The 25,924-nt window shown below is 59.4% G+C and carries 26 protein-coding genes and 1 pseudogene; 18 read left to right on the top strand and 9 right to left on the bottom strand.

Translation table 11 applies throughout. The annotated features are described in order from the left end of the window. Positions 1-8 precede the first annotated feature (8 nt). Genes NKI69_RS24255 through NKI69_RS24295 form a run of 9 tightly spaced genes read left to right on the top strand, consistent with a single transcriptional unit; the run spans position 9 to position 8,384 of the window. Entirely contained in the window at positions 9-317 is a 309-nt protein-coding gene (locus tag NKI69_RS24255; RefSeq protein ID WP_352722656.1) for a TrbC/VirB2 family type IV secretion system protein, read from the top strand. Further along, entirely contained in the window at positions 317-589 is a 273-nt protein-coding gene (locus NKI69_RS24260; protein WP_023689361.1) for a VirB3 family type IV secretion system protein, read from the top strand. The genes NKI69_RS24255 and NKI69_RS24260 overlap by 1 nt, the downstream gene beginning before the upstream one ends. After that, on the top strand, positions 583-3,033 hold the full coding sequence (trbE, locus tag NKI69_RS24265) for a conjugal transfer protein TrbE (RefSeq protein WP_352722657.1): 2,451 nt from the start codon (positions 583-585) through the stop codon (positions 3,031-3,033). The genes NKI69_RS24260 and trbE overlap by 7 nt, the downstream gene beginning before the upstream one ends. Further along, positions 3,030-3,755 (top strand): P-type conjugative transfer protein TrbJ, encoded by a 726-nt coding sequence (gene trbJ / locus NKI69_RS24270; protein WP_023697876.1) that lies wholly within the window; start codon positions 3,030-3,032, stop codon positions 3,753-3,755. Before trbE ends, trbJ begins: the two co-directional genes overlap by 4 nt. 36 nt (positions 3,756-3,791) lie before the next feature. Then, positions 3,792-5,114 (top strand): P-type conjugative transfer protein TrbL, encoded by a 1,323-nt coding sequence (trbL, locus tag NKI69_RS24275; RefSeq protein ID WP_352722658.1) that lies wholly within the window; start codon positions 3,792-3,794, stop codon positions 5,112-5,114. Beyond that, entirely contained in the window at positions 5,115-5,846 is a 732-nt protein-coding gene (gene trbF, locus NKI69_RS24280) for a conjugal transfer protein TrbF (RefSeq protein WP_352722659.1), read from the top strand. Continuing rightward, positions 5,836-6,864: a P-type conjugative transfer protein TrbG gene (trbG, locus tag NKI69_RS24285; protein WP_031259890.1), complete on the top strand. Its 1,029-nt coding sequence runs from the start codon at positions 5,836-5,838 to the stop codon at positions 6,862-6,864. The genes trbF and trbG overlap by 11 nt, the downstream gene beginning before the upstream one ends. A gap of 10 nt (positions 6,865-6,874) precedes the next feature. Next, positions 6,875-8,092: a TraB/TrbI/VirB10 family type IV secretion system protein gene (locus NKI69_RS24290; protein WP_352722660.1), complete on the top strand. Its 1,218-nt coding sequence runs from the start codon at positions 6,875-6,877 to the stop codon at positions 8,090-8,092. Positions 8,093-8,105: 13 nt separating this feature from the next. Further along, positions 8,106-8,384, top strand: a complete 279-nt coding sequence (locus NKI69_RS24295) for a DUF2274 domain-containing protein (RefSeq protein WP_352722661.1) — start codon at positions 8,106-8,108, stop codon at positions 8,382-8,384. A gap of 475 nt (positions 8,385-8,859) precedes the next feature. Here the strand turns inward: NKI69_RS24295 and NKI69_RS24300 are convergent, their stop codons facing one another. From NKI69_RS24300 to NKI69_RS24335, 8 genes and pseudogenes are all read right to left on the bottom strand, one after another. Continuing rightward, a complete protein-coding gene (locus NKI69_RS24300; protein WP_352722662.1) occupies positions 8,860-10,605 on the bottom strand; it encodes a CHAT domain-containing protein in 1,746 nt (581 codons plus the stop codon). Positions 10,606-10,611: 6 nt separating this feature from the next. After that, the gene (locus NKI69_RS24305; protein WP_352460392.1) at positions 10,612-11,832 is read right to left on the bottom strand and encodes a CHAT domain-containing protein; all 1,221 of its coding nucleotides are present in this window, start codon (positions 11,830-11,832) and stop codon (positions 10,612-10,614) included. A 14-nt stretch (positions 11,833-11,846) separates the two neighbouring features. After that, positions 11,847-13,241 carry a hypothetical protein gene (locus tag NKI69_RS24310; RefSeq protein WP_352463430.1) on the bottom strand — a complete coding sequence of 465 codons (1,395 nt, stop codon included), beginning with the start codon at positions 13,239-13,241 and terminating at the stop codon, positions 11,847-11,849. A 2-nt stretch (positions 13,242-13,243) separates the two neighbouring features. After that, complete coding sequence (locus tag NKI69_RS24315; protein WP_352722663.1) at positions 13,244-14,518, bottom strand: phospholipase D-like domain-containing protein; 1,275 nt, start codon at positions 14,516-14,518, stop codon at positions 13,244-13,246. Beyond that, positions 14,515-15,456, bottom strand: a complete 942-nt coding sequence (locus tag NKI69_RS24320) for a hypothetical protein (protein ID WP_352722664.1) — start codon at positions 15,454-15,456, stop codon at positions 14,515-14,517. The genes NKI69_RS24315 and NKI69_RS24320 overlap by 4 nt, the downstream gene beginning before the upstream one ends. Before the next feature lie 49 nt (positions 15,457-15,505). Further along, on the bottom strand, positions 15,506-16,666 hold the full coding sequence (locus tag NKI69_RS24325; RefSeq protein WP_352722665.1) for a patatin-like phospholipase family protein: 1,161 nt from the start codon (positions 16,664-16,666) through the stop codon (positions 15,506-15,508). Positions 16,667-17,036: 370 nt separating this feature from the next. Further along, entirely contained in the window at positions 17,037-17,642 is a 606-nt protein-coding gene (locus tag NKI69_RS24330; RefSeq protein ID WP_352722684.1) for a hypothetical protein, read from the bottom strand. Between the two features lie 131 nt (positions 17,643-17,773). Beyond that, positions 17,774-18,046: pseudogene (locus NKI69_RS24335) on the bottom strand (UvrD-helicase domain-containing protein); the annotation flags it as partial. 21 nt (positions 18,047-18,067) lie between these two features. Here NKI69_RS24335 and NKI69_RS24340 point away from each other — a divergent pair. Beyond that, entirely contained in the window at positions 18,068-18,283 is a 216-nt protein-coding gene (locus NKI69_RS24340; protein WP_352722685.1) for a hypothetical protein, read from the top strand. 396 nt (positions 18,284-18,679) lie between these two features. On the opposite strand, the gene NKI69_RS24345 is transcribed toward NKI69_RS24340, so the two are convergent. After that, a complete protein-coding gene (locus NKI69_RS24345; RefSeq protein ID WP_352722666.1) occupies positions 18,680-19,234 on the bottom strand; it encodes a hypothetical protein in 555 nt (184 codons plus the stop codon). Between the two features lie 123 nt (positions 19,235-19,357). Between NKI69_RS24345 and NKI69_RS24350 the strand changes: the two genes are divergently transcribed. The 8 genes from NKI69_RS24350 (at position 19,358) to NKI69_RS24385 (ending at position 25,907) form a co-directional block, all read left to right on the top strand. Further along, complete coding sequence (locus NKI69_RS24350) at positions 19,358-20,080, top strand: LuxR family transcriptional regulator (RefSeq protein WP_352460397.1); 723 nt, start codon at positions 19,358-19,360, stop codon at positions 20,078-20,080. A gap of 83 nt (positions 20,081-20,163) precedes the next feature. Beyond that, entirely contained in the window at positions 20,164-20,832 is a 669-nt protein-coding gene (locus NKI69_RS24355; protein WP_023686010.1) for an acyl-homoserine-lactone synthase, read from the top strand. A 24-nt stretch (positions 20,833-20,856) separates the two neighbouring features. Then, entirely contained in the window at positions 20,857-21,162 is a 306-nt protein-coding gene (locus NKI69_RS24360) for a hypothetical protein (protein ID WP_023686011.1), read from the top strand. 315 nt (positions 21,163-21,477) lie between these two features. Beyond that, on the top strand, positions 21,478-22,752 hold the full coding sequence (locus NKI69_RS24365; RefSeq protein WP_156939324.1) for an AfsR/SARP family transcriptional regulator: 1,275 nt from the start codon (positions 21,478-21,480) through the stop codon (positions 22,750-22,752). A gap of 119 nt (positions 22,753-22,871) precedes the next feature. Then, positions 22,872-23,585: a hypothetical protein gene (locus tag NKI69_RS24370; protein WP_023686013.1), complete on the top strand. Its 714-nt coding sequence runs from the start codon at positions 22,872-22,874 to the stop codon at positions 23,583-23,585. A gap of 565 nt (positions 23,586-24,150) precedes the next feature. Beyond that, a complete protein-coding gene (locus tag NKI69_RS24375) occupies positions 24,151-24,762 on the top strand; it encodes a trypsin-like serine peptidase (RefSeq protein ID WP_352722667.1) in 612 nt (203 codons plus the stop codon). A gap of 21 nt (positions 24,763-24,783) precedes the next feature. Next, entirely contained in the window at positions 24,784-25,518 is a 735-nt protein-coding gene (locus NKI69_RS24380) for a hypothetical protein (RefSeq protein ID WP_352722668.1), read from the top strand. Continuing rightward, positions 25,488-25,907, top strand: a complete 420-nt coding sequence (locus NKI69_RS24385; protein ID WP_023686018.1) for an endonuclease/exonuclease/phosphatase family protein — start codon at positions 25,488-25,490, stop codon at positions 25,905-25,907. The genes NKI69_RS24380 and NKI69_RS24385 overlap by 31 nt, the downstream gene beginning before the upstream one ends. Positions 25,908-25,924: the final 17 nt, after the last annotated feature.

The raw sequence follows: 25,924 nt of genomic DNA on the forward strand, positions 1-25,924 counted from the left end.
GTCGTCTCATGCGCAGGAAAATTTGCTTTCTTTCGTCCGCCGCCGTCGCGCTTCTTCTCACGGCCCAGGCCCACGCTGCCGGCTCCGGCATGCCGTGGGAACAGCCGCTGCAGCAGATTCTGGAATCGGTGCAGGGGCCGGTCGCCAAGATCATCGCGGTGATCATCATCATCACCACCGGCCTGACCCTTGCCTTCGGCGACACGGCGGGCGGTTTCCGCCGGCTGATCCAGATCGTCTTCGGCCTGTCGATCGCCTTCGCGGCCTCGAGCTTCTTTCTTTCCTTCTTCTCCTTTGGCGGCGGGGCAGTCGTCTGATGAGCACCGGAGAGCAGCATATCGAAGGCTTCGAGGTTCTGGTCCATCGGGCGCTCACCGAGCCGATCCTGCTCGGCGGCGCGCCGCGGGCGGTGGCGATCCTCAATGGCACGGTGGCCGCGGCCATCGGCCTAGGCCTGCAGCAGTGGATTGCCGGTCTGATCCTCTGGATCGCCGGCCACACGCTCGCGGTCTTTGCCGCACGGCGTGATCCGGATTTTGCCAGCGTGCTTGTCCGTCATCTTCGTCAAAAGGGCTGGCTTGCATGCTGAAGCTTTCCGAATACCGCGGCAAAGCCGACCGGCTTGCCGACCATCTGCCGTGGGCAGCACTCGTCGCGCCCGGCATCGTGCTCAACAAGGATGGCAGCTCCCAGCGGACATTGCGGTTTCGTGGCCCCGACCTTGAAAGCGCGACGGAGGCCGAACTTATCGGCATATGCGCGCGGGCAAACAATGCGCTGAAAAGGCTCGGCTCCGGCTGGGCATTATTCTTCGAGGCCGAGCGCAGCGAAGCGCTGGGCTACCCCAGCTCGGCGCTTCCCGATGCTGCCTCATGGCTGATCGATGAGGAACGGCGCGCGGCCTTCGAGGGCAAGGTCGCGCATTTCGAGAGCATCTATCATCTGACCTTGGTCTTCATGCCTGGGCCCGATGGCCAAGCGCGCGCGGAAAGTGCTCTCGTCGACTCGCATGACTTGGGAGGGGAAAGAGACTGGCGCCAGGAGCTTGCCCGGTTCCGAGACGAGACTGACCGCGTTCTCGATCTTCTTTCGGGCTTCGTGCCCGAGGTGCGCGCGCTCGACGATGCCGAGACCCTGACGTACCTGCACGGCACGATCTCGACACGCCGTCATCCGGTCGCCGTGCCGGAAACGCCAATGTATCTCGACGGCGTCCTGGTTGACGCGCCGCTGACCGGCGGCCTAGAGCCGATGCTGGGCGAGCAGCATCTGCGCACGCTCACAGTTCTCGGCTTTCCGAACGTCACCCGGCCAGGAATCCTTGATGCGCTCAATAACCAGGATTTCGCCTATCGCTGGGTGACGCGCTTCATTCCACTCGACAAGGCGGAAGCCACGAAGACGCTGACTCGGCTCCGCCGGCAGTGGTTTGCCAAGCGCAAATCGATCGCGGCTATTCTGCGCGAGGTGGTGACCAACGAACCGGTGCCTCTCGTCGACAGCGACGCCGACAACAAGGCGCTCGATGCCGATGCAGCACTGCAGGCATTGGGCGGCGATCATGTCGGCTTCGGCTATCTCACCACAACGGTGACGGTGTGGGATCAGAACCGTAAAGCCGCCGCGGAAAAGCTTCGCGCCGTCGAGCGGATCGTCAACGGGCTCGGCTTCACCACCATTCGCGAAAGCATCAATGCCGTCGAAGCGTGGCTTGGTTCATTGCCGGGTCATGTCTACGCCAACGTTCGCCAGCCGCTCGTTCACACGCTTAACCTTGCCCATCTCGTGCCGCTGTCGTCCGTGTGGGCAGGTCCAGCGGAGAACGAGCACCTTGCCGAGGTCACCGGCGATTACGCTCCGCCGCTTCTTTTCGCCGAAACCAGCGGCTCGACGCCGTTTCGGCTTTCGACCCATATCGGCGATGTCGGCCACATGCTGATTGTCGGGCCGACCGGTGCCGGCAAGTCGGTTCTGCTTGCCCTGATCGCTTTGCAGTTCCGGCGCTACGCTGGCGCGCAAATCTATGTCTTCGACAAAGGCAATTCGGCCCGCGCCGCCGCGCTTGCCATGGGCGGCGACCACCATGCGTTGGGTGCGAATGGTGCGCTTGGTTTCCAGCCGCTGCGCCACATCGACGACCCGGCCACACAGAGCTGGGCGGCCGAATGGATCGCCGGCCTCATTGCCCACGAGAATGTCACCGTCACCCCGGAGGTGAAGGAGGCAATCTGGTCGGCGCTCACCAGCCTCGCCACCGCGCCGGCGCAGGAACGCACGCTGACTGGCCTGTCGGTCCTGCTTCAGTCCAATGCGCTCAAATCGGCGTTGATGCCCTACACGCTCGACGGTCCATTCGGCCGGCTGCTCGATGCCGATGACGACCGGCTGGCCATCTCGGATGTCCAGTGTTTCGAGACCCAGGAGCTGATGCACAGCCAAGGCGCTGTGCTGCCTGTGCTCACCTATCTGTTCCATCGTCTTGAGGACCGGTTTGACGGGCGGCCGACGCTGCTCATGCTCGACGAGGCCTGGGTCTATCTCGACAACCCGCTCTTTGCCGCCCGCATCCGCGAATGGCTGAAGGTGCTGCGTAAGAAAAACGTCTCCGTCATCTTCGCGACGCAGTCGCTTGCCGACATCGCCGGCTCTTCTATCGCACCCGCAGTAATCGAGAGCTGCCCGCAGCGCATTTTTCTCCCCAATGATCGTGCGGTGGAGCCGCAGGCACGGGCAGCCTATGAGCGCTTCGGTCTTAATGAGCGACAGATCGAATTGGTCGCCCGCGCCACGCCGAAGCGCCACTACTATCTGCAGTCGCGCCGCGGCAATCGCCTTTTCGAGCTCGGGCTAGGCCCGATCGCTCTTGCGCTTTGCGGCGCCTCCGACCCGGCCGCGCAGACCCTGATCGACAATATTCTTTCCGAAGAAGGGCGAGGCAGCTTTGCCGCCCGTTTCTTCAGTGCGCGCGGCCTGGATTGGGCTGCCGAGCTTCTCCAGCAATTTCCTCAACCTAACAAGGAGCAATCGTCATGATCGGACGCCGCCTTTTTACTAGCCTGGTCACCGTTTCCCTGATCGCCAAACCGATGGCTGACTACGTCCAGCCGGCCTATGCGCTCATCGTGTTTGACCCGTCCAACTATACGCAGAATGTGCTGTCGGCAGCACGCGCATTGGAGCAGATCAACAACCAAATCCAGTCGCTTCAGAACCAGGCGACCATGCTGCAGAACATGGCGCGCAACCTTCAGCGCCTGGATTTCTCTTCCGTGGGCCAGCTTACCGGCTCGCTCCAACGGATTGACGGTCTGATGACCCAGGCGAGCGGCCTGAGCTTCGATCTCGATAAGCTGCAGGACCAGTGGCGCCGGCAATATCCGGAAAGCTACGACGCCACCATCAAGGTCAGCGATGTGGCGAGCGCCGCGCGCGAGCGCTGGCAGAGCGCCATGCAGGCGTTCCGCCAGACCATGAGCGCGCAGTCGCAGATCGTCGAGAACGTGCAGGCCGATGGCGACCTGCTTACCGACCTCGTCAATCGCAGTCAGGGCGCGGCAGGTGCCCTCGAGGCAAGCCAGGCCACCAATCAGCTGATCGCGCTTTCGACCAAGCAGCAGATGCAGATCCAGACGCTGCTTGCGACCCAGTTCCGGGCCGAGGCCGAGGATGCGGCGCGCAAGGCGCAGTCCGAGGAAGCCGCTCGCGAGACGACGAAGCGTTTCCTGGGCACCGGCACGGCTTATCCCGGCAACTGATCGTCAGCTCTTTAAGACAACGAGGAAGGCGGCGACATGAACGACCTCGGAGTCATCGATCGCTTCATGGAGACCTTTATCCGCTACATTGACAGTGGGTTCGGTCTGCTTTCGGGCGACGTTGCCTTTCTCACCACCATTCTGATGGGCATTGACATCACGCTCGCGGGCCTGGTCTGGGCGTTCGGCGGCGAGCCCAACATTCTTGGCCGGCTTGTTCGCAAAGTGCTCTATGTCGGCGCCTTCGCCTTCGTCCTGAACAATTTCAAGAACCTCGCCGACATAATTTACCGCTCCTTTGCCGGTCTCGGCATAAACGCATCGGCCGGCAACCTGCCCGCCGACAGTCTCCTACGGCCAGGCCGCATTGCCGCGGCCGGCTTTGAGGGCGCCTGGCCGCTCCTCAATCAAGCGAGCCAGCTAGTAGGCTTCCCCGAGATCTTCGGTAACGCGCTCACCATCTTCGTGCTGCTTCTGGCCTGGTTCCTGGTCCTCATCGCCTTCTTCATTCTTTCCATCCAGCTCTTCATCACCATCCTCGAGTTCAAGCTCACCACGCTGGCCGGCTTCGTCCTGGTGCCCTTCGCGCTCTGGAACCGCTCGGCGTTTCTGGCCGAGCGCGTGCTCGGCAATGTGATTTCGTCGGGCATCAAGGTGATGGTGCTTGCCGTCATCGTCGGCATCGGCTCCACGCTCTTTGGCGAGTTCGCGTCCGCCCTGCAGGGCCAGGAGCCGGACCTGGCGGCGGCCATGTCTCAGGTGCTGGGTGCGCTGGCGCTGCTTGGGCTCGGCATTTTCGGCCCCGGGATTGCCTCGGGTCTTGTTTCCGGCGCGCCGCAGCTTGGCGCCGGCGCGGCACTTGGAACAACGGCGGCCGCAGCTGGATCAACGCTCGTTGCCGGAGGCGCTGCGTTTGCCGGCGCGCGCATGGCAACAGGCGGCGGCCTCGCCGCAGTCCGTGCCGGCACCGCCATGGGGTCCGCTGCCACCGTCGCTTGGCAGACGGGGCGCGCGACATCGCCCGAGTCCGGGCTGTCCGGGGTAGCTGCTGGGCTGCAGGGGGTTGCGAGTGCCGCTAGCGGCGCCGCGATGCGGGGAATGCGATCCGCAGCAGAACCATTCAGCCGTTGTGCCGACGCCGGTCGCGATGCCGGCTGGACCGCGACCGGCGGCATGCCGACCGCGTCAAAGACAGGAACCTCGCCCGCTGCAGCCTCTGACCCCGCGCCGGTCTGGGCAAGGCGTCTGCGTTCCGAACAGACCGCACGCGCCCATCGCAATGCTGCCACGCAGGCGGTGCGCGATGGAGATCGGGGCGGAAGCGGCGCCAATCCCTCCCTCAATGACAAGGAAGACTAGATGCTCTTCAAGCGACCCGTTCAGCGTTATGGAAAGACGCCCGAACCCGTAACACCCTACCAGAAGGCCAGCCAACTCTGGGATGAGCGCATCGGCACGGCGCGCGTCCAGGCCAAGAACTGGCGCTTCATGGCCTTTGGCTGCCTGGCTCTGACGACGGGGCTTTCCGGTGGGCTTCTGTGGCAATCGATGCAGGGCCGCGTCGTGCCTTATGTCGTCGAGGTCGACCGCTTTGGCGAGGCGCACGCGGTCGCGCCGGCAGTCCAAAACTACCAGCCCGACGATGCCCAGATCGCCTGGCATCTCAGCCGCTTCATCCAGAATGTTCGTTCGATTTCCACCGATGCGGTTCTGGTGCGGCAGAATTGGCTGTCGGCCTACGACTTTGCCACCGACCGAGCGGCGCTCTTCCTCAACGAATATGCCAAGGCGAACGACCCTTTCGGCCAAATCGGCACGCGCAGCGTGTCAGTGCAGGTGACCAGCGTGGTCAGGGCTTCCGACAGCTCGTTCCAGGTCAAATGGACCGAGCAGGTGTTCGAGCGCGGCAGCCTCGCCAGCACGACGCGCTGGATCGGGATCCTCACCATCCTCATCCGCCCGCCTAGGACAACCGAGCAGCTGCGCAAGAACCCGCTCGGCGTCTTCATCAACGCCATCGACTGGTCGCGCGAGCTCGACAGCGCCGCGCCAACCCCCGTTTCCCCTAAGGAGCCCGCCAATGACAAATAGAGCCCAATTGCTTCGTGCTGCCTTGATCCTGTCGGCGTCTGCTGCGGTTCTTTCGGCCTGTGCCTCGAAGCCAGTGCCGCCGCCTCAGATTTCCTATGACCACGAGGACTTCAAACCAGCCGCGATCGAGAAGGCGCCGGAGAAGCCGGTCAAGGTCGTGGAAGTGCCGAAACCGTTACCGTTGCCTGGTCAGTTGATGCCCGCACCCGGCAAGCCCGCCCCAGATAAGCGCTCGCCGGAAGAACAGGTCGCCGATGCCAACAAGGCGGCGACGCAACAACCCACCAAGTTTGGCTATGTCAATGCGGTGCAGGTTTACCCCTTTGCCGACGGCGCGCTCTACCAGCTCTACGCCGCGCCGGAGCGCGTCACCGATATCTCATTGCAGCGGGGCGAGAAGCTGACCTCGGTCTCAGCCGGCGATACGGTCCGTTGGGTGATCGGTGACACCGTTAGTGGCTCAGGCGATGACCAGCGCACTCATGTGCTGGTGAAGCCATTCGCGCCGGGGCTTGCCACCAACCTGGTCATCACGACGGACAGGCGATCCTATCACCTGCAGCTTCAAAGCACTGAGAAAACTGCCATGGCGGCGCTCTCCTGGATTTACAGCGAAGACCAACTCGTGGCGCTTCGGCGGCGCAACGCTCAGGCCGAGGCTGAAATGCCCGCGGCCTCGAACGTAGCACTCGAAAACATCCGCTTCCGCTATTCGATCGCCGGCGACACGCCACCATGGAGACCGACGCGCGCCTTTGATGATGGCAGCAGGGTCTATATCGAATTCCCGCGCCGTATAGACCAAGGTGAGGCGCCGCCGCTCTTCATCGTCGGAGCCGACGGGGACAACCAGCTCGTCAACTATCGCATGCGCGGCAACTACTACATCGTCGATCGCCTCTTTGCTGCGGCCGAGCTAAGGCTGGGCACCAAACAGCAGCAGGTGGTGCGCATTACGAGAACCGACGGTCGGAAACCGCCGCGGCGGGTTTCGCTGTTTTCGCGTTTTGGCAGGTGAGGGGAGGCTCATGACCGATACTTCCCATCCGAATGCTCCGCCGAAGCTCAATCCCGAACAGCTGCAGCTGCGAGCCTCGCCCCGCCGACCGGTGCGGTTCAGGCGCGGCATAATCGTCGCGATCGCTGCTGTTGGTTCCGGCGCTGTTTTTGGCGTCACGATGATGGCGCTGCAGGGATCCGCATTGCGCCTGAAACAGCAGGCCGAAGAGCTCTACAGCACGGACAGCAAGCCGACCGCCGAGGGACTTGAATCGCTGCCCAAGGACTATTCCGGGAGCAAGCCGAAGGCTCCGGTGCTTGGACCGCCGCTGCCCGGGGATCTCGGCCGTCCTATTCTCGAGCACCAGCGCCAGCTTGGCATCGCACCTGGGCAAGACGTTTCCGCCGAGGCGCAGCGGCTTGCACAACAAGCGATTGAGGCGCGCGAGTCGCAAGTCCTCTTCCGCATCGAAAACCGACTCCAGCAAACGGAAGCTTTTAGCAATGGGCAGGGCGGACGTTCACCTTTCGAGACGGCGCCTCAGCAGCCAGATACCGAAGGCACGCGAGCTTCCGTCGCCCCGGCCGAGGGCGACCAGAACAACCAACAGCGCAAGCTCGATTTTATCGATCAACGGAACACCAGCGGGATCTACAATCCGCATGCGCTGCAGACGCCGGCTTCGCCCTATCAGATCATGGCCGGCAGCGTGATTGCGGCAAGCCTGATCACCGGCATCAATTCCGACTTGCCCGGCCTCGTCGTCGCGCAGGTTACCGAGAATGTGCGCGACAGCGTCACCGGCAGCATCCTGCTCATCCCGCAGGGCTCACGGCTGATCGGCACCTACGATAGCGTTGTAGCCTTTGGCCAAAGGCGCGCTCTGTTGGTGTGGCAACGCATTGTGATGCCGGACGGCTCATCGATCGAAATCGACAATCTGCCCGTGACCGACGCGGCCGGCTATGCCGGGCTCGAGGACAAGGTGGATTTCCATACTTGGCAGCTGATCAAGGGCATCGCCGTGGCCACATTGCTGGGGGTTGGTACCGAGTTGACCTTTGGGGAAAACGAAAGCGACTTAGTCAAGGCGATTCGTGAATCCACCCAGCAGAACGTCAGTCAAGCCGGCCAACGGATCACTGAAAAGAACCTGAACGTCCAACCCACGATCACCGTCCGCCCTGGTTGGCCGTTGCGCGTCATCGTGCACAAGGACCTCGTGTTGCGGCCATACACGGGGTGAACAGGAGGACTTCATGGCTAACCTGAAACTCGGAAAACTTCCGGACCGGACACCTTCGAAGATCACCATCACCGTTGCCGCCGACTTGAGCCAAGCACTCAACGACTATGCCGCACTTTACCGTGAGACCTATGGCGAGTCCGAAACGGTGGCGGAACTGATCCCCTTTATGCTGGTCGGGTTCCTGGAAGGCGACCGGGCGTTTGCCAAGGCCAGAAAAGAAGGTCTGCCGGGCGCTGGCGTGTCGGAGAAACCACGACGGCAATCATCTTCCAAGCTGGACAACGGGTAGCGCTTGGTGTCGCTTGGTCGCACGCTAGGTTCTTGATCCTGACCGCGTTGCGGCCGGTCCCAGCGAGCGCTTCGCAAAATTGAGATCAGGCTTTCGCTTTACGCGTTGAGGTAGGTTTCTTGGCCGGAGCAGCCTTCCTTCCCAAGCTAACGATTTTGCCAGCGCTTATCAGGCGGCCGAATAGTTCAGGGCGACCACGGGATAGCCTTCGCCAGTCCCCACCTCGCCTGGGCCGCGGTCAGTCTCCCAGGGCCATAGCAGCCCTCAAAGCAGCGTCGCCCAGACCGGACGGTCCTCTACAGCGGCGGCAGATACGAAGCCCTGACGCGGACAATGTGGCGGCGAGGCGGCGCCGATGACAAGGATCGGCTGGTTAGCCCACTGGTCGAAGAGGTCATAAATGGGTGGGAGCGGTTGACCTTGTCGTCCTCGGCAAGCGGTTAGCCGCGGTGCGCCATCGGCCGGCTCAATCGGCTCACGTCAGAAAGGCATACCCATCAAGGCTAGAATAGAAACGAACAGGGTCTGCTTCGATATCCAATTCGAAGACCGTCAGGACGCGGGCACTCTGAGTGCGGTCCTTGACCTTCATGCGGAACCGCGCAATCTCGTACTCACCCGCCGGCCATATGGCGCCGGCCGATACGTTCTCGATCAATATCTCCAGCACGCCAGCCGCAGCGTTGGAGAGCGGCGCCTTTGACACATTGTCACCCTTTGCCGCAGATGTGAAGTCGAAGGCCTCCTCCTCGAAGCTGATCTTTGCCCGCACCTTATCCATTCGCGCTGCGGCGCTGAGCCTCGCGGAAAGACCAAACCCAATTTCGTCGTTCGCGTCCGGCCGACCGCCCTTCAACCTTATCGCATTCCCCATAACGTCGCTGATCTGCGCCAGGAAGCCGTCAATCTTCGCGACGATCGACTGCCGAAAGTCCGAGGCGACTGCCTGTACCGCCGCGGGCTGCATCCTGAGATCCTGCAGGCTGCTCAGATAGGCCTCCACCTGGATTTTGAGCGCCATGATCTTCTTCTCATCGTCCGGCGAAAGTGTTTCGTCTTGATAAGTTCGCACCTCGAAAGGACGACCGTCATTGCAACGCCAGTAAAGGACCGGGTTCGCCCACCCAGGAGATCCTATCGACGTCGTTGCGGCGATCTGCGATCGGGCTTCAGTGACAGCCTCGTCGATAGTGGTACCGGGATTGAGCAGCGCCCCGTAAAATCTGCCGCTGAAAGATACTGCCGCCGCCGATTCCAAATCGAACTGCATCGCGACGACCGCCGACACATTCGAGAGACTTCCCGGGCTGACCAACCGCTGCGCTATTCCGTTGAATGCCGTGGTTGCATACGGAGCTCCTGCAATCTGAGGCGGAAGCGCCGCTGTCGAACATCCGGTGATGACGACAAGATTTACAGAAGGGCAATTCTTTAACATCGAGTCGAACGTGAATGCGTCGAGAGGATCCAGGCCTCCATCCTCCGCCTGGAGGCAAAGAAACGCACGCGGCGTAGGATCACCGCCAATCTGCCCGACGCCCCCGTGCCCTGCGAAGTGCAGGACGTGGTAGCCGCCACTCAACAGCCGCTTGTTCAATTCGCCACGCGTCGGTGGGGTACACTGATCGATCGACACAAGGCGGTTCGCGTCCAGTTCCTTCAACGCCTCCCTGACGGTTGCAGTTTCTTTCGCGACGTCGGCCGGCGGCCACCCTTGTGGGCTTGCCGCAACCACCAAGATGCGCAGTGGCGGTGAGAGCGGAACGGTCTTTCGGTCCGGCTTGGCAACGAGGGTCCTGCTTACAGGCGTCCGCATGGCTGATGCGTAGAACCCGCTTCCGGGTGTGTAGATGGTCTCGAAGGGAATTTCGGACAGGCGAACGCCCTGCTGCGGTCCGTCTAGCGAAAGAGTGGAAAATACGATGCGAAGGGTCCGATTGTTGTCGGAAGATATCTGAAGCGCTGCGTCGAGAGCTGCCTGCACGGCAGGATTGGTGACGGATTTGTAGACCGCTTCACCGATACGTTGCATTTCCCCCAAATTGCCCCCATTGCCGAAGTTTGCCTTGTCGCGGATCGCTGCCAGGTCCGCTGCCGCGAACACAGCTTCGGGCCGCCCCTTCGGTCCAGCGGATGCGGCTATGGGTGTTTCGAGTATCTGAAGCGCCAACTGTCCGTCGATGCCTGGCGTTATCTGCAGCCTGAACTCGTCATACGGCATCAGTAGTCACTCCGATTTAAAGCTCTCGGCAGTCGAGGATAAGTCGGAGAAGCGCGACCGCTCTTCGTCATAGCTTTCCCCCAAAGCCTTCCCCATCTCGGTATCCCCGAACGTTTTCAATTTTTCCTGCAAGTCGGTCGCCAGCCTGGCAGCCAGCTGGGCCTGAACCTCGGCCGCATGCTGCATCGGGTCGATCGTACTTCCGAGTCTCAGGGGTCTGTATCCGTCCTCGCGAATCACCAGCGAGAAACTCTCTGTTGGGGTCAACGTCCCAGCGCGCGCAAGCCGGGCGACGGCGGTGTTGTATGCCCTGAGAACGTTTCCACGTTCGGCTATCAACTCGGAATAGAATTCGCCCCAGAACGCAGCGACACCGCTCTCGTCGACGTCCGACCGGTTGACGATGCTGGTGGGCAGGCGAACGGACTGCGGTGCATGCGCAAAGCCAACTAGGCCGGATATGTCGTAGTTGCGCTGCGAAAAACCGGTGCTGATGCACAGCAGCCTGGTCGATACCGGCAGACCGCGGGAGACCTGCGAGGCGCGGATCCAGTTCGTCAGCCCGGTTGTCTCGTCACGGAGAACTACGGCGCCTTCGCCGCCCACGATGCCTCCGTGACCCATGAAGTGAATGATATGCGGATCGAATTCTTGCACGACTTCCATCACGCTCGTTCCGGTCGCACGCCTGGCTTCCCTCACGTCGTAGAATTGCGAATCCGCAGATTCCCGCAGAATGGACCTGTCGCGCTCATTGAAGGCGATATCGTCGTGCGCATTAGACGAAACAAGCAGCATGCGGAGCGGCGGCACGACCGTGAGCGGCGGTGGTCTGAGCGACGACGGCACTAGACGAGCGACCGAGAATCCCACCGGGTTCAGATTCAAGCGCAGAAGCGATTCCCAAGGTAGGAGGTCGACACCCACGTTACCACTCTGGATCATGAGTTGGACCGGCTCATTCGCCATCGCGACCTTTTGCTGGGCCTCCGGTGGCACCAATCCCCACAGCCAGTCTGAGGCCAGCCCCGACGACGGATCGCTCGACCACGGCGGCAGGCTGACAAGCATTCCTTCCGATGCCGGCAGGGCGGACATCTCCTCCTCTGAGGCGGCCCATGCGACAAAATAGGCTTCTTCCGAGCCAAAAACCTGCTCGGGAGATATGGAGGAGCCTCTCGCGTTTGGCAGGCTGCTTTCGCGAGTGAAGCGGACGATCAGGTCCATGTTGGTCATCCTTTCTATTGTTGCAGCGACCTACTCAACTCTTGCGATACGAAACGATCAATCCTGGATTTGCGTGCTGAGGGGGAAGAGGCGAGGGGATCATTTATGCTGCGTTTGCCCTTGGGAGCATTGTGCTCGAGAAGCTGGATAGCGTTGGTCGAGAGGGCATCTATTTCCTTGTCCAGGGAGTTGTTCACGATCGCGTCGTTGATTGCGATCCTCACCACCGAAACGGCGTGGCGGGGGGCGATGCCGAACTGGGAGTTGAGTTGCCTTAGCGAGGTGGCGCCCTTCGTGATCGCGTCCTCGTGCTCCTTCGAGTACTCCACCAGGGAACGCAACGTCGCGCCCTCCATGGCGGGTATCGCCGAATCCATCACTCCAGCGATGACCAGCGGGATGTCGGCCAGGTAGTCGTTCAGGGCCGCGGAATCTTCATACAGCGGCTTCCAATCGGCTTCCAGCGCGTCGGCATGCTGTTCGAGTGCGCTGCGGAAGGTCGCGTCCGGCGAGGCCGCGCCCATAGTCCTGATGTATTGGGTGCACAGCATTACTCGGATATAATGGTTTGGGTGTGCGTCACCCGGGATGATCTGCATCACCTGGTTAGGAGGAAGGATCAGTATATTGCGCAGCATGTACGCGAAGGCGGGACCCGAAAAATGCAGCGCGAGCAGATCAGGAAATATCTCCGAGGCCCACCCCAGCCAACGCCTCTGGCGAGGCTGCGGCAACGCGGTGCCTTCGAACGCCTTGGAAAGATTCGTCTTGATCGCCGAGAGCAGTTTCAGATCGGCATCGATCTCGTGGCCGACCTCGTGACAGATAGAGAGGAATTCCCACACGTTTGCCGTCTGGTCATAAGGCACTTCCACCACGGGAATCGGAAGGGTACTGCCTGCGAGTTCCTCGCTTTGCCCGTCATTCGGACGGGTACCGCGAGCCCAGGTCATCGCAGAAAGTTCTGGACTGAGGTAGGTGAGGGGCGGCTCTCTCACGTCTTCCGCGGCGATCCATCCCTTGGCCTTCGCAGCCCCGATCGCGGCGTCATAGCAGTCGATCGCGATTATGTCGGCCGCCCGCAGACGCTTGCGGAAGCGGTCGGACCTGCGCTGGTCGAACTTCCTGCGGAAGAAATCCCAGGCCCGTTGCGCCGACCCAATCGCCATCAAAATGTCGTACAGACCGGATTCGTATAAGGACTGGTCGTTTTCAGATGGTAGGTTGCCGAGCAGCGTGTCGTACCTGCTGCTAAAGGCGGCAATCAAATCGGCGATCGCCTCCATCTGGCTCCAGTGCAAGTTCGAGTCGAGATCGGTCTCGGCGAGAGTCTTCCACTCCGCGACTTCCGCCGGCAGTTCCTTTGTTCGCCGCTCGAGCTCCCGCCTTCTCAGGCGCAGAAGGTCCATGTTCAGACGATCTCCCCGCCGCTCACTTCTAGCAGCTTCTTCTTGACGTCGTCCGCAGCGATGCCTTCGTCCCAATCCTCGTCGAAGACCTTGGCGTAGTAGCCGGCTAGGTGCTTTGACGTCAGGAGTACGCCCGCCTCACGCGCCTTCGTAATCGAATTGGCGCTCCAATTTGTCGAGGAGACCGCCACATGTGTGCGGTCGACTATGACCCCCTTGTTGTGGAGGTGTGTAAAGAATTTGAGGTTCAGCGCCTTCAGACAGTCCTTGAGCCCGACCGCGTCCAAGGTCTCCACGGTAAGATTCCAGTTCTTCGGGAACGTGGCGCTCGCCATTATCCGCACGTCAACTCCTTTGTCGCGGCGCTCCGCCACGATTTGGAGCAGATCGTCGACCTTGTCGCCCGCCAGGATGTATTGTTGTTGCAGAATGATGCTTTCTTCGGCCTTCTCCAGGCGATCCGAGATGACATCGAAGTAGTTATCGGGGGAAAATATCGGCATGACGTCTACGGAGCCGTCGAACTTGTCGATCTCGAAAACTTTCTGCGGATAGGAAACAAGCTCCGCGGGCACCATTAGCGCCTCGACAATGTCGTCCTCGTCGACCGATACTAGTGCGCCGGGCCCACCAAGATCGGGGATGTTCCAGTCGGCGTCGAACACGGAGGTAAAGAACTTGGAAATTTCCGCGTCGTCCATGCGGAGCATCCATTCGCGATTTCCCTTCTTGAAAGGGTCCCCCTGCTCAATGAGTGGTATCGAAGTTTTGGCCCAGTTCGCGCTCTCGACGACAACGGTCTTGCCGTCGATCACGACGAATTTTTGGTGGCAGACCGTAAAGACACCACGCCCGCCGCTCGACGGCGCCGGCCTGACCTCGAAGCCGTCGTCCTCGAGCGCATCAAGCACCTCGCGTTCTTCGGGATGGGTGCCCCCGCGGTCGTACATGAGACGAATTTTGGCACCCTTTTCGTGTGCCTTCTTGACGAGCTCGACCATGTAGTCGGCATGAATCTCATAGACGTATACAAGCAACGTATGCTTGGCCTCTTCTAGCGCCGCAGAGATCAATCGGTACGTGCAATCGGGGCTCACGCCCGCCTCGAATGACGAGACGCTGAGGGGGGTGGTTGGAAAATCGATCTTTGGAATGCGGGTCGGCTGGAATTTCCCTAGCAACTGGCCTTGCTGAAGTGCGTCGACCTGATCAGCGACCTTCTTCAAGCGTGCGAAATCGACCTGAACCATATCCCCCCCTTGAATTTGGCCGTTCATGATCGCTGCCCTTCGCGACACCCGCATGACCGAACAATTGAGCAAAACACCGTCCCAGAACATACTGGATGTGGAAAAATAATCATATGCCATTCTAAATAGAAAGGCATTCTATGCTTGTTCCCGCGAAGATCAATCCCCCTTTGTCGATTTGCCACTGCCGGCCGGCGCCTTCCATTCGCGAAGTCCGCTTCAACGACCGAAGCCGCGACCTTCGCGGCCTGTAGCCAATCTGCGTCCCTGCGTTCGAGATCGTCGAGGATGGCTTCGACGAGACGTGGCGTCGAAGCGTGAATCGAACCGATCTCCGAACCCATGGCTCTTAGGAGCTTCGTGTCGAGCCTGCGGGCGAAGTCTGAGCCGCGTTCGATCTTGCGTGTGTCGGGGGCGATCCGCCTGACTATGAATCCGTGTGCCGTGTGCAGAAAGGGATCCGGCGCGCGCGTAGGGGCGTTAACGATGTCGTCGAACCTGTTCGTTCTGCCGGCGTTCCCCACTGCCAAATCCCATCCGGATGGAAGAAGCGCCTTGGCTTCGCGAGCGATGCGTCCCCCGCGCCATCTCGCCACGGCGACGAAGCGTGGTCGGCCTAGGCTACCTCCGCCCTTGGTGATGCGTGCGTAACGCTCGATCGAAGAACCAACGGGAAAACCTGCGAGCAGCGCCGACCCCGCATCCTCCGAAGGTTCTGCGTCGGGACGCCTGTCGATCTCTTCCCAGAACGACTTTCGCTCCTGGTCGCTGACCATGACATAGTCCCGCATCCACATCTCCCTCTCGTCGAGCAGCGTCGGACCAGGATCTAGCAGTCCCGCACGGTAGCCCTCGAAAATCGCGGTTGCGGCTTCGTGGTCTTGGATGCGGAAGTCGGCTAGACGCACGCTCACCGCGAGCCTCAGGACGTCCGATGCGTAAGGGATTTCGGCCGCCGTCCGCATCCAGTCTTAGTATGCTTTATTCTGCTTGACGAAAGACATCGATTGTCCGCTAAGCGACGTTTGGGAGCCGGTCGAAATTCGGGGCGAGAGGATTGGGTATCTGAATCCGGCTGGCCGCGAGCGCTGCTGCGGTGTGCGCGTACCCAGCACGGACCAGCAGTTGCCGTGTCTCCCTCGGAAACTTCGTCAATCTCGTCGGTACCCTGGCCGCTTCAGCGGTCATCTGCGGCGTAAACTCCAGCGGATTGCCCTTGCCATAGCTGTCTACCGTCTTGCCGATCCCCCAATAGGCCACCGTTCTGGCCTGCGATTTTTCAAGACCATGCAAGATGCGAACCCGGGTGTTGATACCTTGTTGAAGCGAGACATCTAGCACCCTGCGAAATTGTGAGTACCAGTTCGTGAACGGTCGGGCGATCGGTTGCGTAGCCGCTCCGCCATCGCTGACTAAGAGCGTCCGATAACGTTTCCAAATCGGTTCGAGACCGAGATTGTCGTATACACCCCCGTCGGTCAGGAACAGTCGTTTGGTGAAGGCCGACGCCGTCAACGTTGAAGGTTCGCCCCACGATTTGATACTGGACTTGGGGGGCTTGATCCTCGTGGGCGAAAGCAACGGAGGAAAACCGGCCGAGGCTGCCACGGCAAGAGTCAGCTTCAGATTGGGCTCAGTCCATTTTCCGACCCGCCATTCCGCCGCGTGTTCCTTAGCGAAACGCCACAGCACGCCGGTCTGCAGGCTCGTGGAGGTGAAGACGAATTGGGGGTGATCGGGAAGGTCCCTCAGCGTCTTCGAATGAAACACTGTCCGCTCATAGGCGCCTGCGGCCACGTTGGCGGCGTGCACGAACGGAATGAAGCCCAACAGGATCGCCGGCACGTCGACATGCTTCCTGGCGAGCCGGAGTAGGGGCTCCGAAACCTTCGCGTTGAAGTTAGTGGCGACGCCATTAGCAAAACCCAACTCTGACCAACCCGCAGCCAGGATGCCTGCGGCGAGCGATCCGCCCGAAACGCTCGATATCCGGTTGATGGCGGGTAACAAGCCGACTTCGTTCAATCGGATCAGGCTTCCAAGGTGAAACAGCATCGCGCGAAAACCGCCGCCCGATAGACACAGTCCGATGCCGTCTTCGAGCTTCGGACCTCCCAAGACGTCGGTAACTTCGAAGGGCGCCTGTTCTGGATCGTGCTGCGTCTCGTCGGACATTGAGGATCCTCCAAATCGCGAAGACGGCCACCAGTCGGAATGATTTTGGCGGAGCGAGCAATTCCTTGCGATGTAGGGAGAATTCCACGTCTGCTAAGAAAAAGCGATGGCGAAACCAGCGATGAAGACGTGAATATTCAGTCGGAAGGAATTTCAAGGAATGTTACTAACGTGAACTTGCCTGCTACAGTCAAGGATACACCGATCATGTTCTATCATGCGGGTGGCCGACAATCTGACCGTCACGGCGCGCGTTGTCTGCAAGAAATCGATCAACTGAAACTCTGGCAAGGAGCTAACTTGCACAGTTTCAGGTACCAGTCAGCCTCCGCCCAATTTCGGTGATTCAATGGCCGCTACGCGAAACACGTTACGGTTTTGGTTGGTGTTGTTGAAACTTCCAACTACCATTTAAAACTCGATAAACTTCAGGCAGGTGGATATCAGCTGGTGGTAGTGCTTGATCACGACGGGGTCGAGTGCCTTGGTGATTTCGGCGTAGGTCTTGCGCTCGAAAAGGCATGGAGCGCTGCGCCAGTTCTGATTCAAGCGTACTAAGCAGCGTCTCGTTACTGGCCTGGGCTGAAGTCGTCTCGAAGAAATCGATCTCCTTGCGGCGATATGCCTGCCGTTTTTTCTCGGCGTGCAGGGCATAGTCCGCAAAGGGCGACGTTCCGTCGGCGTTGAGCGCGAAATCCTCATGCACGGTTTCGGTCTGCGGATAATAGAAATCGGGATATAGATGGCGGACCGTGCCGTCATCGTCCTCTACCGCGATCTGCCGCTCATACGCGAAGCTGACGGAATGCTGCCAAAGCCAGTTGGCGATCTTCTGTTCCTGCAGCGACTTTACAATCACGCCCGGCAGGGATCCGATAGTGGCCTTACCCTTCCTGAGGCTATCCGACACATAGCGGCGGTAGTCGGCCTGGGCGTCAAAAAACTCGACTGGGATGTCGGCCTTGGGATGAACCACGAGAAGGTCGCTCCACAGTCGGGCGAATTCCGGATCACTATCGACGAGGCTTTGGACGATTGCCTCAATGACCCTCGTTTGAGTTCATCGGCTGCGCTCTTGTTGTAGGCCAGAAGCAGGATCTCGTCAGGCCGATAGAGCTTCTTCTCCAGAACAGCGACCTTGCCGACCATCGTCGCGGATTTGCCGGACCCTGCGGAGGCAACGAGCAGGTTGTTGTCTTCCCGGCGGATGCAGGCCTCGCGCTGCTGGCGGGAAAACGAACCCCCGTCGAGGTCGTCGAAGAATGTCTGGAACTTTTGCAATTCAGATCTGACGAACGCTTCATTGTAAGCGTGGCGAACAGCCGGATCGGTTAGCATGGCGAATGAGGCAGGGAGGGATGCTTTGAGCCCCGCAGGCATTAAGTTTGGGTTGAGAAGCGGGTGAGAGAGGGCGCCTGCCGCGGCGCCAGGGACGCTGGCAATGGCTCTGCCGAGATCGGCCTGGGCAAGATACTTCCTATTGCCTTCGGTGATCTCCCGAAGTCTGTCGTCGACATCGAGGAAGCACTCTCTCTCGTTATCGATCAGACCAAAGATATGAGTGTTGATGAAGGCGTGAAGGTCTGCGGGCAGTTGTGCGGCCGCGTCACCCGATAGTGCCCGACAGCGTGACTGCTCTGCCGCGAGCTCGTATCTCGACTGTATGCCACAAGAGGGCCTTGCCGGTCGAAATCGCCACAATGTCAGGGCAGCTAAACTCGACTTCCCTATCTTGAGCCAGCCGGAAATGTCCCGACAGTTTCGGGTCCAGGGTCAGCTTCCATTTTCCCGCCGAAAACAACCGCTCAAAGAAGCCAGGGCGGTAGGTGCGCAAGCGGCCAGATAGCAATCTTGTCAAGGCCACACTCGATACGCTCGGCAAATAAGAGATCCCGACGCCGACCTATCACGGAGAGATTGAGATGTTCAAATCACCGTGGAAAGCAACGTTGAATTGCACGCTGGCGTGTCCCATCGGTGGCATGCCATTTGCCGCTGCAGTGTGATCCGTTGCTACTGGCGCGCACTTGTCGTGTCCTTGGGTTTCGGTTCTTGCAACAGGGTGGCTGGATACTGGCCTTCAAGCTCGTCGATAGCCGAGTGTGCTTGCTTGGGCCTTCTCGGCGGCAGCGTGATCAATACAGTGACCTTTGTCGCCACCTCTTCGAGGGTAGCGGTCAGACGGTTTAACTGCGAGGCGGTTGCTGCGAGTTCCGGGCCGTAACGGGTAACGAGATATTCTCGGTTCTGGCTGAGGGACTGAAGATGCTTGGCCGTTTTGGCGCGAAGTCGCAGCCCCGACTCCAAAGCATGTTCCGTCCGCGCCGACAGGTCGTGCTGCATCCTACGGATCTGGTTGGGATTGAGCCCAAAGTGGAGCAAAAGCGCAGTCAGATAGAGTTCAATCGCATGGATTGCCGCCATTCTGAACGGCGCTCGGGAAAGCGGCTTGCCGGGTCGGCCGAGTTGAAGGAGATGGCATGCTGCTCTACGGTATTCTTCCGCCAGGGTGTGAACCTGCTGTGCGGATGCAAGCTCACCAGGATATTTGCGTTCTTCGAGCGTCATTTTGGCGCAATGTAACGTAGTGGGTGAGTTTGAAACACCACTACCCTTTTTTAATAAGATATTACAAGCTGCCAAATTTGGCGCATAATTGCATCGGGGCATACGAATTGGGGCGTCTATTCGATGATCGATTCAGATGTATTCGACTTTGTCGAACGCTGCCGGAAGCACACGGCAACCGGGCCGCTATTGAGCGATCTTCTCGATACCGTGCGAAACCTGGGCTTCGAGCACCTGATCCTGAGCGGTGTTCCCCTTGGCGGCCAAAAGCTTGCCCCAATGGTTGAACTGAACGGCTGGCCTGAGGGTTGGTTCGAACGTTATATCGAGGCAGAGCATGCAGCAGTTGACGGCGTCTGCATCTACTCGGCAAAAACTTTGAAGCCATTCCTCTGGGCCGAAGTGCCGGCAAAATGGTCTGACACAGAGGCTTCCCGACGCGTTGCAGGCGAGGCGACGGAGTTCGGCATCTGGAGCGGCTTCGCTGTGCCGATGCTTAGCGTCCATCATTGGCAATCAGTGCTGTCCTTCGCCTCTTCGCAAAAGGCGTGCAGTCTGTCGCCCCGCCAACAGGTGCAACTGGTAACGATGGCGGTCTACGCCGGCATGTCAATCCAGGCGTTGGCGCACGTCGATGGCGAGTTTGATAGCGTACTTACAGAGCGGGAAAAGGAAGTGCTCCTGTGGGCAGCGGCCGGCAAAACCTTGTCGGAGACGTCCCAAATCCTCGGCATGACCGAGCGCACGGTTAAATGGCATGCAATGCAGGCACGTGACGCCTTTGGCGTCGGCACAACCACGCAAGCGGTCGTTGAGGCGGTTCGCAGGCGGCTAATCCACCCATAGGCCTGTCAACTGTCCGATCGGACAGGTGACGTACTTTAGCGCGGCTGCAACTATCCTTCTGGGGAAGGATAGGGGATCGCGCGATGATTGCTGTTCATGTCGTCAATGCGCTTAATAAGCACCTCTATGAAAGCGAGTTCGACGAGTTTTTGCGCCGCCGGCACGACTTCTTCGTGCATCAGAAGCGCTGGCGCCCTCCAAGCCCCGACGGTCGGGAGCTGGACCAGTTCGATACGGACGCGGCGACGTACCTGCTGGGTCTCGAAGATGGTCGTGTGGTGACCTCAGCTCGATTGATCCCAACGAGCGAGCCGCACATGGTCTCGGAGGTCTTTCCTCACATGTGTGAAAGGTCGGGCGTTCCCCGACGTTCCGATTGGGCTGAGTGGACGCGCACCTTCGTCGTTCCCGGCAAGCGTTCAACCGGCTTGAGAGGCACGCTGACACAGCTGTGCTGCGCGGTGATGGAATACGCGCTCGACGAGGGCCTCGGCGCTGTCGGCGGCGTCCAGGAAACCTACTTCATGCCTCACCACGGCGCGCTGAAGTGGCGAGCCGAGCCCCTGGGCATGGCCAGGGAAGAAAATGGCGAATGGTACATCGTCGCCTACATCGAGGTGAATGAGGCCGCACTTGCCAGCGTCCGCAAGATCCTTGGTATCGATTATTCGCTACTGGTCCGACGCGGAACCCAGCTACCGTTTATCGAAGGGATCCAGGCACTTGAAGGCCAACGGCGCGCATGTGCTTAGCAATACTGACCTTAGGAGGATGAGATGAAAAAGCTTGCTCTAGCTATCTTCACAACCACGGCGTTGGCGGCGCTTACATTCGGTTCTCAAGCCCAGCAGGTGAATGTCTCAGGATGCGCGGAGAAGGGCGTTGAAAGCGGCTGTGTCGTGCTGAAAGACAAGGACCAGCTTTACAACATTACGCATGCCAGCCCGAAGCCAATTCCTGGCACGTACGGGACCGTGACGGGCACTGTCAGTGGTGACGCCGACATCTGCCAGCAGGGCACCTTGCTCAAAGCTGCGGAATGGAAGCCAGATCCAGAGAAGAAATGCGACAACAGCCAATAGTCTACGCGCGAACTATCGGCACCTGAACAGTGTTGGTGAATCGACAGAGTTATCCATGGCGCCCGCAGGTGGCGATCGTAGTGGAAACGGTCTGAAGTCACTATCAATCCGCGCGCAGGACGAGCAGTCCAGAGATGGGCTATTGGTTGATGCAAGTTACTATTGAAACAGTCGGAATGGCCAGACGAATTGTACCTATAACGCTGATTGCGGACTATTCCGACCCAGACTTTGAAGGTTGGTAATCATTTCTTGCAAATTGGTCGACAGTGCGTAATGTGGCCAACGGATTAAATATTAGGTGGGGCAGGTTGCTTGGCTGTCGAAGTAAAAATTATGGGCCGCCCTGCGGCTAGCATAGGTGGCCGCTCGATCAGCATCCCGGCAAAGGGATACGCTCTGATCGCCCTACTTTCATCCACCCGAAATTTTACAGCGCAGGTTCAGGAAATCAGGTCCATGCTTTGGCCGCAGTCCACGGAACGAGCTTCCGCGGCTGCGCTCCGGCAACTGTCAGTTCGTATTCGCCGGCAAACTGCTGGGGTAGACATCGTGCCATCAGCCGGGTCCATGCGATCCTTGGCGCTTTCCGAGATTTCTCTTGACGTGGTCAGTTTGCGGCAAAATTTGAAATTGGTTGGGGTCACAAAGCATATTGAGAATCGAGCGGAAGAGAAGGCAAATCTTTTGCTCGAAACCTACCGCGAAGAGCTTCTTGAAGGCATTGAGTTTGGGTGGGGCCTCGAAGAAGAGTTGGTGGAATGGGTTTCAATAGAACGTGCTTGGTATAAGAAGCAGGTTCTAAACGCCTTACGCCGTATCTTGGCAACAGCAACCTTACCGATGTTGTTGGCTGACGCGATTGCCGAACGACTCCTTGATGATGATCCCGCGGACCAGGCCGCTTGGACCCAGAAACTCAAGGATGCGCTAGCCAACCGTGGAAACAACACGCCCGAACTCACCTATGCACGCTGCCTCAAAGCCTACCGAGGTGAGAGAGGGCGCTTTCCGCCACCGCAACTCGAAGAACTAAGGGACAAGCTGGCACGCTCGCGCCTGTCTGGTCGGCCGGACATCGCTTCGGCGTCATCCTGTGGAGATTCGGCGACAAAAAGGAAGGGCGAGCGACCGCTCCTACTGCTGACGCGAGCGCTGAATGGGTTCGGGCTGGATACCGTCGACGCGTCTCTCTACGAGAAGATCGTTTTCTCCCTCTCCAACTATCGGGCTCTTGATATTGTGGAGTGCGGCACAGGGAACTGGCCCTCGCACTCGAGCGCTGCCGAAGCGTACGCATTCCACGTTGCGCCTCGAACGACAACTCAGCTTGGCTTCTGGCTCAGCATGGTCAATCCACGACAACGGAGCGAGTCATCTTCGCGTCTTTCCGGACAATTGCTTTGGACCGGGTCTATCGAGAAGGAAGGCGGCAGTTCAAGCGCGTTTGATCGCCAACTTACGCTGATCACAAGGGCGATTGTCGGTGAAATAGAGCGAGCGGAGCGGGATAATTTCGGGAGCGATGACGCCCCCGCGAATAAGTTTCGCCAGTTTCTCAAGTACCAGCGACAAAGCTTGGCTTGGTGATGCGAGCCCGATTGGGGTGTCGGTCGGTCATCCGGGGCGTTGCAACGTCGCTTGTCCGTCAGCAGCGCCCCGCCACCCGGCCAGCTGTGGGATGGCGATGTCGAAAAATGGAGGGGTGAATGAAGGGCCTTTTGCTTGGCAAGTGGGGTGCGTCGGTAGCCGCATTGGTGGCTGTTTTGGTGGCGACGAATGTCGGTTTTCAAAACGTTGGTTTCAAAGCCGATCTCCTGACCAGCGTCATCCCGAACCTCCTTGCCAGTTTTCTTGCGATCGCGGCCGTCACGGAACGAGCAACGGCCGTCCTGACTGAGATTTGGTTTGGAGAGCAGCGCAAGCAGCAAGAGGAAAGGGTCAGGGTGGCCGGCAAGGATTTTAACGCCAAGCGCGTCGCCTTGGAGAAGGCTCTCAACACTCACGAAGAAGTCATCAAGGAAGCTTTCCGGTCAAGTAAGCCCGCGGCGATGGCCCATGCGAAGGACATCGTAGTTGGGCCGGATAACCTGCTCGCAGGAGCGCGGGAACAAATCAGTAACCAGGGTAAAGTATTGGAAACCGTCAATGTTGATCTGGCGGTTACCGAGAGCAAGATTGATCTTGAGAGATTGGCGTTGTCGTTTTTGATTTCGTTGGCGGTCAGCCTGGTCGGCGTACGGGTCCTGGCGCCAATGTTCGCGCCTATGCCGAGCGGATGTCAATTGGCCGCGTTCAAGGCAGTCGACGTGCTTTTGACTGCCGGGCTGCTTGCCGGCGGCACGAGTGCGATCACCGCGATTTCGGATTTGCTCGGCAGTTACATGAACGCCAGCCGAAAGCGAGCGATGGAGAATGGATGAGGGGTGGACGGCACAAAAGCGGACTATGGCGAATGACGCTTTTGGTAGCAAGCGCGGTTCTCACGCCTACATGACGGCCGGCGCGACGCGCTTGCTGATTGCAATTTGGGGCGAAATGAAAACGCAAGTCGCCGTAATGTGACGGCGGCACCTCAAAATGATGCCCCGAAGCGCAAATCGAACATCGCGACCACGAAAGCCGGTGACCGTGAAATCGCGGGTTCGCTCGCACGATGGAGGAGACAGGGTTCATTCGCACGGGCTATTGCTGAATCGGGATTGGATGCATTTCGAGTTTCATTTCGAAGCGCTCATGAAGATTGCGGAAGGCGGATACGCCCCTCAACCACCGAGTTGTGAACAAGCAAATCGAGCCACGTTTGGTCGCCGATGATGGCAGCCAGCATCTCCATTCACCGCTATCAGAGGGCAGGGACAATGTCGGGCAGCAATGAGAACATTTCACGGAAGCAAAAAATGGTACAGCCGCTTGTGGCCGCGGCGAAAAGCGTGGCCACAAGCAAGAACTGGGGGTTGGACAACCTCGCCCAGGACCCAAAGCTGATTGAAACAGCCATCAGAAACGGCCGAAGAAATTCGACGGCTTGACGGAAATGGCGAGCACGATGTTCGAGAAACTGAGCAAATATTCGGGAACGACTTGCGGCCGGCATATTGGTTGGAAGAGGGGGCTGCGCGGTCATGTGCGGTCTGCAAGATCGAAGCTTCGGGTATCGACTACGAGGGCAATTCTGGCTCGTGGAGTGGCACGGGCTTTCTTGTCGCGCCGGGAATTCTCTGCACAAACCATGATGTCATCAACAACCGCGACGTCGCGGCGCGGAGCCGAGGTTTGTTTGACTTCGCCGCACTTCCCGACGGTAGCGTGCGACAAGTGTCAACTGTCAGGCTACGGCCGGACAAGTTGTTTTGGACAAGCCCAGTAGTAGCCGAGGATGGAAGCGGTGGGCTTGACGCCATGTTTGTCGCGGTGGACGGTGACCCCGGCACAACCTTCAGCCACATGTCGCTGTTGCGGCAAACGTTCAGCGTTGGCGACAAGGACAAGCTAAATATCATTCAGCACCCGAGTGGCCGGCTGAAGGAAGTCGCCATCAGGGACAACACAGTAACTTGGCAGGATGCTCGTGTCGTTCGTTACGAATCGGACACCTAGGCGGGAAGCTCGGGGGAGCCGGTGGCGCTTCACCACGCGGCGCAAGAAAAGTCGAATGAGGGTATCAAATTCTCGGCGCTTGCAACCGCCATCGAACAGGATTCTCAAAATGGCGACAAGAATGCTCGACAACTTATGACGCTGTTTCGCGGCGCTGACGAACTCATGGGGTTCTTCGGCTCACTTGGCAGGACTGTTTCCGGCAACGGTGGAATGGAGCGGGTCGTCAGTGCATATTCCGGCGAGGATCAGGACGTCGACATCGGCTTCTGGAATATCGAGTGGTTCAACAGGCGGTGGGAGGAGAAGCTCGACAGCGTCGCGCGGATAGTCGTCGAGATGAATCTCGACATCTGGGTTTTCGTCGAATCGAGCCAGGAAGCGACTGATGCTTTGGCCCGACACCTCGCCGAAAAATACAATGTGTTAACCTGGCGAGTATTCGCGAGCCAAGACGCGGCACCAGAGCTGCAAATCACGACTGTCATGTGGAATTCGGCGACAGTCGAGGTCTCGCAGCTAGCCTGGCCCGAGAAAGTCCACCGTTGGTTTAATGTTTCCAGCCGGGATTTCGGTTCGCTCGGCCTCGAAGCGGTGCATGGCAAAGTATTCGACAGGTTTCCGGCTCTCTTTCAGGTCAACACCAGGCTGGCCGGTGCAGCGTCACGTTTCAATCTCGTCCCAATCCACCTCAAGGCAAAGGACGAGGGAAGCTGCGCCGCCGCATGGCGTCGCGGCTGCTGGCTGCGGCTGTAGCCGAACTCGCTAATGACGAGAGCCACGATACCGATTGGTTGATCGGGGGCGACGCAAACGCGTCGCTCGAGTCGGGGGACTTGAATGATTTGCTTGGTGCCGGCTTGGTGCCGCTGACTGCCAAGGATGCGGCTGACAATCAAATCACGTATATCAAGGCGCCTTTCAAATCCCTCATCGACCACCTTTTCCTATCGCCAAATCTGGTGCCAAGCGACGACGATTTTATGATCATCGCACTCGACCGGACGATGGAGAGGTTCTGGAGATATCGGACCACAGGCCGATCCTTGTCAGGCTTTCGGGTGGATCGACGCCTCAACTCGTGGATACCAAGGTTGCTTCCCAGCTCACCGACAACGAGCGTGCTCGTCTTTGGCGAGGGCTAGAGACGCCAGCTCGGTCT

Source organism: Mesorhizobium sp. M0491, assembly GCF_040321265.1.
Lineage (GTDB): Bacteria > Pseudomonadota > Alphaproteobacteria > Rhizobiales > Rhizobiaceae > Mesorhizobium.